Raw genomic sequence first — 10998 nt, 5'->3', positions numbered from 1 at the left:
TTTCCATATGTCACTTTCACTTGGATATGTGCTATAGAATAAGATGCCTGAATAGTAAAACTACAGTTACAATCCGACCTCATGATGATAATGCTTATTATTCTCTTTGGCGCGGGGTCGGCCGGCGCGGTGTGCGCCTGGCGGACGGCCGCGCGCGCGCGGCGTGACGGGGCGGCGCGGCTGGAGGCGTCGCAAGCCGAGTGCGAGGCGCTGCGCCAGGCGCTGGCCGAGGCGCGCGCCGACAACGCCAGGCTGGCCGGCAGTGAAGACCAGCTGCAGGCCATCGTTTCCATGCTGCCGGTGGCGCTGTTCCTGAAGGACCCGGATTCGCGCATCGTCATGATGAACGAGGCCTGCGAGGAGATCTTCGGCGTGGCCTTCGCCAAGCTGTCGGGCACGCGCGGCAGCGCGCACTACCCGCCCGAACAGATGGAGGCCTTCCTGGCGGCGGACCGCGCCTGTTTCGCCTCGCGCGAGACGTGGATGGAGGAGGAATGGCTGTGGCACGCGGGCCTGCGGGAGAACCGCCGCCTGCAGACCTACAAGCGGCCCATGTACGACCGCGACGGCAAGCCCGCGCTGCTGATCGGCATGTGCATCGACGTCACCGACCGCATGCGCGCCGACGAGGCGCTGCAATCGCTGCTGCGCCAGTTGCGCGAGCTGAGCGACCACCAGGAGACCGTGCGCGAGGACGAGCGCCGCCGCCTGGCGCAGCACGCCCACGACACGCTGGGGCAGAACCTGATGGCGCTCAAGCTGGACGCGGCCATGCTGCACGCGCACTCGGCCGCGCGCCACCCGCGCCTGCACGCGCACGCCGGGCGCAACCTGGCCACGCTGGACGACTCGATCGCCGCCGTCCGCGGCCTGATCAACGATCTGCATCCACTCACCTTGGAACTGGGCCTGCCGGCGGCGGTGGAATGGCTGCTGAAACAACTGGAGCGCCGCAGCGGCATCGTCTGCCAGCTGCACCTGCCGGACGGGGACGCGCACGAGCACCTGACGCCGCGCGAGACCTGGGCCATCTTCCGGCTGATCCAGGAGGGCATGTCGCACATCGCCGCCTACGCCGACGCCGGCCGGGTCGACCTCACGCTCGAGCACGGCGACGAGGGCCTGCGCGTCACCCTCAGCCACAACGGCGCCAACCTGAAGCCGGACGGCAACCGCCTGGTGGCGTTCGGCGTGCTGACCTTGCGCGAACGGGTGGCGGCGCTGGGCGGGCGGGTCAGCTGCAACTGCGCCACCGGCCCCAGCAACACCATCACCGTGACCCTGCCCGGCATAGCGAAACGGGAGGCCGAAGCCTCCCGTTCCATGGTCACCGAATAATTCCCTAGTGCTGCGTCAGGAAGGTCTTCAGCTTGTCCGAGCGCGACGGCTGGCGCAGCTTGCTCATGGCCTTGGCCTCGATCTGGCGGATGCGCTCGCGCGTCACGTCGAACTGCTTGCCCACCTCCTCCAGCGTGTGGTCGTTCGACATCTCCACGCCGTAGCGCATGCGCAGCACCTTGGCCTCGCGCGGGGTCAGCGAATCCAGCACTTCCTTGATCACATTGCGCATCGAGGCGTGCAGCGCGGCGTCCAGCGGCGCCAAGGTGGTGTTGTCCTCGATGAAGTCGCCCAGCTGCGAATCGCCGTCCTCGCCCATCGGCGTTTCCATCGAAATCGGCTCCTTGGCGATCTTCATGATCTCGCGCACCTTGTTCTCCGGCATTTCCATCTTCAGCGCCAGGGTCGCCAGGTCCGGCTCGCTGCCGGTTTCCTGCATGATCTGGCGCGAGATGCGGTTCATCTTGTTGATCGTCTCGATCATGTGCACCGGCACGCGGATGGTGCGCGCCATGTCGGCGATCGAACGGGTGATGGCCTGGCGGATCCACCACGTGGCGTAGGTCGAGAACTTGTAGCCGCGGCGGTATTCGAACTTGTCGACCGCCTTCAGCAAGCCGATGTTGCCCTCCTGGATCAGGTCCAGGAACTGCAGGCCGCGGTTGATGTACTTCTTCGCGATCGAGATCACCAGGCGCAGGTTGGCCACCGTCATTTCACGCTTGGCGGTGCGGGCGCGCTTCTCGCCGGCCGCCATCTGCTTGTTGATCTTGCGCAGGTCGGCCAGCGGCAGCGCCACGCGCGCCTGCAGGTCGATCATCTTCGACTGCAGTTCCTTCACGGCCGGCACGTTACGCGACAGCACCGCGCTGTACGGGTAGGCGCAATCGACCTCCATGTCCACCCAGTCCAGGTCGCACTCGTTGCCGGGGAAGACCTTGATGAAGTGGGCGCGCGGCATGCCGCACTTGTTCACGCACAGTTCCAGCACGGCGCGCTCGATGGAACGCACCTGCTCCATCTGGCCGCGCAGCGTGTCGCACAGCTTTTCCACCACCTTGGCGGTGAAGCGGATGCCCAGCAGCTCGGCGGAGATGGCTTCCTGCGCCTTGACGTAGGCCGGCGAGCCGTAGCCGGCGGCGGCCTTGCGCATCTTCTCGAACTGCACCTCGATCACCTCGAACTTCTCCAGCGCGCCCTTTTTCAGCTGCACCAGTTGCTCGCTGGAGAAGCCGGCCGCGCCGCCGTTGGCGTCGCCGTCCTCCTCCTCCTCGACCTCCTCCTCTTCCTCTTCCTCGTCGTCCGACGCGGCGGCGGCCGGCGCGGCGGCCGGGGCCGGGGCGTTGCTCTCGTTGAGGTCGACGAAACCGTCGACGACCTCGTCGACCTTCAGCTCGTCGTTCTCGATCTTCTTGGCCAGGGCCAGGATCTCGGCGATCGTGGTCGGGCAGGCGGAGATGGCCTGGATCATGTCCTTCAGGCCGCCCTCGATGCGCTTGGCGATCTCGATCTCGCCCTCGCGCGTCAGCAGCGCCACGGCGCCCATCTCGCGCATGTACATGCGGACCGGGTCGGTGGTGCGGCCGAAGTCGGAGTCGACCGTCGACAGCGCGGTGGCGGCGGCCGCCTCGACCTCGTCGTCGCTGGTCACGGCGGCCACGTTGTCGGTCAGCAGCAGGCTTTCCGCGTCCGGCGCGCGCTCGTAGACGGCGATGCCCATGTCGTTGAAGGTGGCGATGATGCCCTCGATCGCCTCCGGATCGATGATGTTCTCGGGCAGCTGGTCGTTGATCTCGGCGTAGGTCAGGAAGCCGCGGTCCTTGCCCATGTTGATCAGGTTCTTGATCTGCAGGCGGCGCTTTTCCAGTTCCTCGGCGGAGGACTTGTTGTCCAGGCCCAGCACGTCCAGGCCCTTGGCCTTGCGTTCGCGGGCCTTGGACACGGCCTTCAGCTCGGCGCGCTCGACGGCGTTGAGCGCCGCCACCTCGTCGTTTTCAGGCGTGAATTCGCTCGGCTTGCGGCCGCGGCGGCCCGGCACCTTCACGCCCGGCAGCAGGTAGCCGGAGGTGTCGATGTTGGCCAAGGTGGCGGCGTCGGTCACCTGGCTGACGGCGGGCGCGGCGCCCGGGACCACCACCACCGGCGCCGGCTCGGCCTTGGCGCGCGGCACGCGCACCTTGCTCACCACCGGTTTCGGGCCGGCCGGCGCGGCCAGCGAGACGGCGCCGGCGCCGGTCTTGCGCGCCTTCGCGGCCGGCGCGTCCTCGGCGGCCACGTCGTTGGCGGCCTCGGCCATGTGCACGGCGAGCTCGGCCCCGTCGTGGTCCAGCACCTCGGCTTGCGCGTTGTCGCTCAGCGAATCGGCGGCCGCGGCGGCGGCCAGGCGCGAGCGTGTCTTCTTCACAACGGTAACTTTGCCGGCTGCCTCTTGCGCATTGTCGATGACATAAGATAAAGTGGTCTTAGGTACAGCCAGTTGAGCCGTGGTGGTGCGTGGGGCTTTGGCGGACAGCGTGAGGGTTTTCGGCGTTTTCGTCATTACTTAATATCTCTCAATACGGACCCGAAGGTCGCGGCGCGAAGTAAACAATGCCACCAGGCCGGCGGCGGGCCATGACAGCGGCGGTACAACTCGTCGGAATGAAAAAAGCCCGCATTGACGGGCTGACAATATTTATCAGTGCAAATCGGAGGGCGGGAGACTTCCTGTGTTGACTGATGACCGCCGTGCTGCTTTTGGCGAGTCGATAATTATATCCGTTTTCGGGCGCGAACGCACGCCTTGAATTGATGGCCGGCCTGCCATGATGGCCGATTTAGCAATGCAGGCGCGCTGCCACCATGATATGCTGGCGGCTGTTTGCTTAACCTGTGATGTCGATGAACACTAGCCTTACCCCCCTGCCTCCGGCAGCCGAGGCCGCCCCGGCCGAGCCGGCGCTGACCGCCCGCACCCTGTTGAAGCAGTTGCAGCAACAGTTCCCCCCATTCCGTGATTGCCTGCCGCTGTCGATCGGCATCGACAAGCAGATCATGGCGCAGATCCCCGGCATCGACAAGAAGCTGATGCGCACCGCGCTCGGCATCCACACCGGCTCGCAGCGCTACCTGCGCGTGATGGAAAAGGCCACCGTGCGCTACGACCTGGACGGCACGGCCGGCGCCGAGGTCACCGACGTGCACCGCAAGCACGCCAAGGAGGTGCTCAAGGAGCGCCTGAAGAAGGAGGCCGACCGCAAGAAGGCCGAACGCGAGGCCGCCGCCGCCGAGGAGGCCGCCCGCGTGCGCCAGGACAAGCTGAACCAGCTGACCGCCAAGTTCTCCAAAAAAGGCTGATGGAAGCCGCCGCGGACGACGCGCCACAACTGCCGCCCTACCTGGGCATCGCGCTGGCCGACGTCCGCCTGGTGCGCACCGCCGCCGACGTGGAGGAGGCCCAGGCCGCGCTGCTGGCGGCCGACGTGATCGGTTTCGACACCGAGTCCAAGCCCACCTTCCTCAAGGGGCAGAGTTCGGACGGTCCGCACCTGATCCAGCTGGCCACCGACCGGCTGGCCTACCTGTTCCAGATCGGCGCGGCGCCCTCGCCGGCGCTGCCGGCGTTGAAGGCCGTGCTCGAATCGGAGCTGACGATGAAGGTCGGCTTCGGGCTGTCCGACGACGTGCGGCGCCTGCGCGCCAAGCTGGGCATCGAGCCGCAACGGGTGGTCGACCTGTCGGTCGCGCTGCGCGGCGGGCAGCGCAACGACCTGGGCGCGAAAAGCGCGGTGGCCAAGTTCTTCGGCCAGCGGCTGCAGAAATCGAAAAAGATCTCCACCACCAACTGGGCCAGTTCGCGCCTGAGCGAGCGCCAGATCCTGTACGCGGCCGACGACGCCCACGTGGCGCTGAAGGTGTACCGCCACTGGATCGCGGCCGGCAACGTGCTGCCGCCGCAGCGTCCCGCCAAGGCGCGCCGCCCCCGCCCCGCCGCCCCCGTTCCCGCCACCGAATCCTGAGCCCACGGACCATCCCGTCCCCGCGCGCCACCGACGCCGCTGCCGCGTTACGGCTCACGCCGTTTGGGGGTCAGACCCCACCGCCCTGCTGACGCCGCTTGCGCCGTCCCTGGCGAGCTGAGCCCCATTTGGGGCCTGGCCCCAAATGGGGCTCAGGCCGCTTGTACGGCGGCGCGCGCCAGGCCGCCCAGCGTGGCGATGGCGGCGGCGTGGCTGTCCTCCCACGGATGGCCGTAGTTCAACCGTATGCAGTTGCGGAACGCGCGCTTGGCCGAGAACATCGGCCCCGGCGCGATGCCTATGCCCTCCCGCAGCGCGGCCTGGTGCAGCGCCAGCGCGTCCACGCCGTCCGGCAGTTCCACCCACAGGAAGTAGCCGCCCTCCGGCCGCGTGACGCGCGTGCCGGCCGGGAAGTGCGCGGCCAGCGCCGCCAGCATCCGTTCCTGCTGCCCCGCCAGCGCGGCGCGCAGCTGGCGCAGATGGCGGTCGTAGCCGCCCTGTCCCAGGTACTCGGCCAGGGCCAGCTGCGACGGCATCGCCGCCGCCAGGCTGGTGGTCAGCTTGAGCCGCTCGACCGCCCGCGCGTGGCGCCCCGGCGCGGCCCAGCCCACCCGGTAGCCCGGCGCCAGGCATTTCGAGAACGAGCTGCAATGCATCACCAGCCCCTCGCCGTCGTAGCGCTTGGCCAGCGTGGGACGGCGGTGGCCGAAGTACAGCTCGCCGTACACGTCGTCCTCGATCAGCGGCACGCCGTGCGCGGCCAGCAGCGCCACCAGCGACCGCTTCTTCTCCGGCGGCATCAGGCTGCCCAGCGGATTCTGGAAACTGGTCATCAGCCAGCAGGCCTTGGGCCGGTGCCGCTCCAGCGCCGCCGCCAGCGCGTCCAGGTCGACGCCGTCGCGCGGATGGGTGGCGACCTCCACCGCCTTCAACTCCATCCGCTCCAGCGCCTGCAGCGCCGCGTAGAACGCGGGGGACTCCACCAGCACCGTGTCGCCCGGCCGCGCCACCGCCTGCAGGCACAGGTTCAACGCCTCCAGCGCGCCGTTGGTGATGACGATGTCCTCGGCCGCCACCTGCACGCCGTCGAGCTGGTAGCGCAGCGCGATCTGGCGCCGCAGCTCGGCGTTGCCGGGAGAGAGGTCGGCCACCGTGCTCCACGGGTCCAGCCTGCGCATGCCGGACGCCATCCCGCGCGCCAGCCGCTCCAGCGGGAACAGCAGCGGACTGGGGAAGGCCGAGCCGAAGGGCACGATGGCGCGCGAACGGGCCGCGTCCAGCACGTCGAACACCAGGCCGCTGACGTCGACGCTGGTGGGCGCGCCGTCCGGCCGCGAGGCCTCGGGCTCGGGCGCGGCCGCGGCGGCGGATGGCGCGCGCAGGGCCACGTAATAGCCCGAGCGCGGCCGCGACTCGATCACGCCGCGCGCCTCGAGCAGGTAGTAGGCCTGGAACACCGTGGACGGGCTCACGCCCCGCCGCGCGCGCTGCTGCCGCACCGACGGCAGGCGCTCGCCCGGCAGCAACACGCGCCGCGCCACCATGTCCTCGATTTCCAGCGCCAGTTCCTCGTACAGCGTCGACCTGAGCTTCAAACTGATCCCCCGTTTTGTTGCGAATCTGAGCCTGTCATTATTCCCCCCTCAGGCGTATCCTTGCCTTATTGCCTACGATGCGCCCAAAGAAAATGACCCTGCCCATCCCCATGCCGGCGCGCCTGCTCGGCGCGGCCCTGCTGCTGGCCTGCGCCGCCCCGCTGGCCGCCGCCGCGCCCAAGCCATTGCAGGACACGCTGGAACAGCGCCTCGCCGCCTGCACCGCCTGCCACCAGGCCAAGGAACGCGGCGACGCCTACTTCCCCCGCATCGCCGGCAAGCCGGCAGGCTACCTGTACAACCAGCTGCGCAACTTCCGCGAGGGCCGGCGCAAGTATCCCATGATGACGTACATGACGGAACACCTGCCGGACGCCTACCTGCAAGAGATCGCGCAGTACTTCTCCGAGCAGCATCCGCCCTACCCCGCTCCCCGGCCGGGGAGCGCCACGCCGGCCATGGTGGAGCGCGGCCGCGTGCTCGCGCTGCAGGGCGACCCGGCCAGGAACGTCCCGGCCTGCGTCGCCTGCCACGGCGAGAGGCTGACCGGCGTGGCGCCCGCCATTCCCGGCCTGGTCGGCCTGCCGCGCGACTACATCAACGCGCAGTTCGGCGCCTGGCGCAACAAGGCGCGGCGCGCGCACGCGCCGGACTGCATGGCCGAGATCACGGCGCGCCTATCCGACGCCGACGTGGCCGCCGTCTCCGGCTGGCTGGCCGCGCAGACGGCCGACGCGGCCATCCCGCCCGCCGCCGCCATCGCCCGGCCGCTGCCGATCGCCTGCGGCAGCGCGCCGGACGAAGGGGGCAAGCCATGAGACGCTCCGCCATCGCCGCCACCGCCGCCCTGCTCGCGCTGGGCGCCGCCGCCTACTTCATGCTGTACCCGGCCGACGATCCGCTGCCGCCGCCCGGCAAGGCCACCGCCGCGCTGTCGCCCGCCGAGCGCGTGGCGCGCGGCGCCTACCTGGCCAAGGCCGGCGACTGCATGGCCTGCCACACCACCCGCGGCGGCGTGCCCTACGCCGGCGGCCGCGCGCTGCAAACCCCGTTCGGCGCCGTGGTCGCGCCCAACATCACCTCCGACAAGGAGACCGGCATCGGCGCCTGGAGCGCGGACGACTTCTGGCGCGCTCTCCACAACGGCAAGTCGCGCGACGGCCGCATGCTGTACCCGGCCTTCCCGTACACGAACTACACCGCCGTCACGCGCGACGACGCCGACGCGCTGTACGCCTACCTGCAGGGCGTGCCCGCCCACAAGCAGGCCAACCAGCCGCACCAGCTGCGCTTCCCGTACAACCAGCAGATCGGCCTTGCGTTCTGGCGCGCGCTGTACTTCCGTCCGGCCGTGTTCAAGGAGCAGACCGGCCAGAGCGTGGAATGGAACCGCGGCGCCTACCTGGTGCAGGGCCTGGGCCACTGCAGCGCGTGCCACAGCACCCGCAACGCGCTCGGCGCCAGCGGCGACGGCCTGTCCGGCGGCCTGATACCGATGCTGGGCTGGTACGCGCCGTCGCTGACGTCCGACGGCGAGGCCGGCCTGGGGGATTGGGAAACGCCGCACATCGTGCAGCTGTTGAAGACCGGCGTGTCGCCGCGCGCCACGGTGTTCGGGCCGATGGCCGAGGTGGTGCGCGCAAGCCTGCAGCACATGACGGAGGCCGACGTGCAAGCCATGGCCGTGTACCTGAAATCGCTGCCGCACAACGGCGCCAAGCGGAAGCCCTACGAGCGCAGCGCGACGCCGGAGGCGATGGCCTTCCTGGAGGCGGGCAACCGCCTGTACGTGAAGCACTGCGCCGAATGCCACCTTGTGACGGGACGCGGCAAGCCGCCGGCCTACCCGCCGCTGAACGGCAACCGCGCGCTGCTGATGGACGAGGCGGTCAACCCGATCCGCATCGTGCTCAATGGCGGCTTCGCGCCCGGCACCGAGGGCAACCCGCGCCCGTACAGCATGCCGCCGTTCGGGCACCTGCTGAACGACATGGAGGTGGCGGCCGTGGTGTCCTACCTGCGCAGCGACTGGGGCAACAACGCCCCGCCGATCAACAGCAACGACGTGAACCGCTACCGCAACGTGCCGCTGGATTGACAGCGCCACCGACGCCAAACCGGGGTCGGACCCGCGACCACTGACATCGACCTTTGCCACGGCGTGTGGCGCGTAAGGTCTGCCCCCGGAATTTGCCGTTGGTTTACACCCGTACGTTAAGCCCCACGCGGTCGGTGCTGGCGTGGCGCGCGTCCTCGATGGCGATCTTCTTCTCCGCCAGCAGCACCCGCAGCGCGGCGTTCATGGTGTGGCAGCCTTCGCGCTGCTGCGCCTCCATCCACGCGCGGATGGCGTTCACGTTGGCCGCCTCGATCATGCGCGCCACCTCCGGATGCACGGTCAGGCACTCGGTGGCCAGGTGGTAGCGGTTGCCCTCCACCGACGGCAGCAAGGCCTGGCACAGCACGCCGCGCAGGGCGTGCGCCAGCGCCTGCTGCTGCGGCTCGGAATTCCCCAGCAGCCGTATCATCTTCTGCAGGCCCAGCTCCGTGGAGCGCGCGTGCAAGGTGGCCAGCACCAGCGGGCCCGATTCGGCCAGCGCCAGCGCCTCCTGCGCCGTCTGCGCGTCGCGGATCTCGCCGATCACGATCACGTCCGGCCGCTCGCGCAGCGCGTCCAGGGCGCCCAGGTAGAAGCTTTCCACGTCGCCGTCGAAGCCGACCTCGCGCTGCGTGATCACGCATTTGCGCTGCGGGATCAGGGTCTCGACCGGGTCCTCGATGGTGATGATGTGGCCCGAGCGGGTCTTGTTGATCTCGTCCAGCATGGACGCGATGGTGGTGGATTTGCCCTGGCAGGTGTCGCCGATGATCAGCACCAGCCCGCTGGTGAGCTCCGCGAACTTCTGCTCGTGGGCGCGCAGGCCCAGTTGCGCCATCGGATGCGGCTCCTTCGGGAAGCGCCGGATCACGCAGCCCAGCCGCTTCTTGCCCTGGAAGGTGAAGCAGTTGGCGCGGATGCGCGCCGTGTGCAGGTCGATGGACCGGTCGAAGGCGCGGTCCTGGATGCGTTCCTGCCAGTTCGGCTCCACCACCTCGAAGAACTCCTCCAGCTCCTCGCGCGTGATGGGCGAATCCGTCACCGCCACCAGGCCCTTGGGCTGGCGCAGCAACAGGGGACTGTTCTGGTGGATCAGGATGTCGCTGAAAATCAGCCTGGAATTGAGCAGGTGGAGGATCTGTTCGACCAGCGTGCCGAACACGGGATGGTCTTCGTTCTCCTCGTAGCTCAGGGTGCGTATCTGCGATGACAGGTGGTTTTCCATCGTGCGCTACTCTCCAGTTGAATTTTCTTCTGGAAAGATTATACGGGACCCTTGGGGAATTCAAAGCCGGTTTTGAGGTCCATGTAGACACGCACGCCACGCTTTTTGACCACCGATTTCGCCGGCGGCGCCGCGCCGGCCAGTTCGCGGGTGAACACCGGCAGCCCCTCGCCCTTGCGCAACTCCTCGTCGGCGCGCTGGAACACATTGGGGCAGCCGGTTTCGGCGATCAGCGCCTGCACGATGGGCACTTTCCACGCCTCGGCCGCGCCGGACTGGAAGCCGCACAGCAGATAGCCGTCCTTGCCGCCGTAGTAGTCGACCACCAGGCCGGGCAGGCCGTCCGGCTCGCCCTTGATCAATTCGACCAGCTCTTCGGCGCCCAGTTTGGCGATGGCGTCCGCCCGCCTGGCCAGGGCCGCCTGGACGCGGCGCTTGATCATGGCGTGGTCGACCGGCTCGTCCTCGCGCAGGGTCCACACGCGCGCGCGGATCTGGGTGGCGTGGGCGTTGAAGGCGGCGCGGGCCAGGAACTGGCGCGACGACGATTGCACGATGGCGGTGGCGCCGGGCTTGTTCTTTTCCTGCGGACGGCCGTCGACGCGCTCGATCGCGGTCGGGTAAATCCAGGGGTCGCCGGCAAGGATGCTCTTTTCCTTGCCCTGTTTGATGGTGATGATCAGCATGATGATTCCAAAGGTACAAGGGCGAATGATAACGCAAAGGCGCCCATGCCCCGCCAAT

9 protein-coding genes are annotated in these 10998 nt (G+C 68.6%); 5 read left to right on the top strand and 4 right to left on the bottom strand.

What is annotated here, in order from left to right:
• The first annotated feature begins 90 nt into the window (after window positions 1-90).
• On the top strand, window positions 91-1338 hold the full coding sequence (locus BM436_RS13110) for a PAS domain-containing sensor histidine kinase (RefSeq protein ID WP_177307162.1): 1248 nt from the start codon (window positions 91-93) through the stop codon (window positions 1336-1338).
• Window positions 1339-1342: 4 nt separating this feature from the next.
• On the opposite strand, the gene rpoD is transcribed toward BM436_RS13110, so the two are convergent.
• Window positions 1343-3877 (bottom strand): RNA polymerase sigma factor RpoD, encoded by a 2535-nt coding sequence (gene rpoD / locus BM436_RS13105; protein ID WP_093555969.1) that lies wholly within the window; start codon window positions 3875-3877, stop codon window positions 1343-1345.
• A 341-nt stretch (window positions 3878-4218) separates the two neighbouring features.
• On the opposite strand from rpoD, the gene BM436_RS13100 reads away from it, so the two are divergent.
• Entirely contained in the window at window positions 4219-4674 is a 456-nt protein-coding gene (locus BM436_RS13100) for a ProQ/FINO family protein (protein WP_093556041.1), read from the top strand.
• Window positions 4674-5336, top strand: a complete 663-nt coding sequence (locus BM436_RS13095; RefSeq protein WP_093555968.1) for a 3'-5' exonuclease — start codon at window positions 4674-4676, stop codon at window positions 5334-5336. Before BM436_RS13100 ends, BM436_RS13095 begins: the two co-directional genes overlap by 1 nt.
• 152 nt (window positions 5337-5488) lie before the next feature.
• Here the strand turns inward: BM436_RS13095 and BM436_RS13090 are convergent, their stop codons facing one another.
• Window positions 5489-6931, bottom strand: coding sequence for an aminotransferase-like domain-containing protein (locus BM436_RS13090; protein ID WP_093555967.1), 1443 nt, complete (start codon window positions 6929-6931; stop codon window positions 5489-5491).
• Window positions 6932-7023: 92 nt separating this feature from the next.
• Here BM436_RS13090 and BM436_RS13085 point away from each other — a divergent pair, with 92 nt between their 5' ends.
• Together BM436_RS13085 and BM436_RS13080 are read left to right on the top strand one after the other, a co-directional pair.
• Entirely contained in the window at window positions 7024-7749 is a 726-nt protein-coding gene (locus BM436_RS13085; protein ID WP_229490224.1) for a c-type cytochrome, read from the top strand.
• Complete coding sequence (locus BM436_RS13080; RefSeq protein WP_093555966.1) at window positions 7746-9029, top strand: c-type cytochrome; 1284 nt, start codon at window positions 7746-7748, stop codon at window positions 9027-9029. Before BM436_RS13085 ends, BM436_RS13080 begins: the two co-directional genes overlap by 4 nt.
• A 103-nt stretch (window positions 9030-9132) precedes the next feature.
• Here BM436_RS13080 and BM436_RS13075 read toward each other — a convergent pair whose 3' ends face one another.
• Both BM436_RS13075 and BM436_RS13070 read right to left on the bottom strand, forming a co-directional pair.
• Window positions 9133-10254: a type IV pilus twitching motility protein PilT gene (locus tag BM436_RS13075; protein ID WP_093555965.1), complete on the bottom strand. Its 1122-nt coding sequence runs from the start codon at window positions 10252-10254 to the stop codon at window positions 9133-9135.
• A 38-nt stretch (window positions 10255-10292) separates the two neighbouring features.
• Window positions 10293-10940 (bottom strand): class I SAM-dependent rRNA methyltransferase, encoded by a 648-nt coding sequence (locus BM436_RS13070; RefSeq protein WP_093555964.1) that lies wholly within the window; start codon window positions 10938-10940, stop codon window positions 10293-10295.
• Window positions 10941-10998: the final 58 nt, after the last annotated feature.

The sequence above is a fragment of the Pseudoduganella namucuonensis genome (assembly GCF_900116645.1).
Classification (GTDB): domain Bacteria; phylum Pseudomonadota; class Gammaproteobacteria; order Burkholderiales; family Burkholderiaceae_D; genus Rugamonas; species Rugamonas namucuonensis.
Note: the sequence above shows the minus strand (reverse complement) of the source record. Positions and strands in the feature narration are given on the sequence as shown.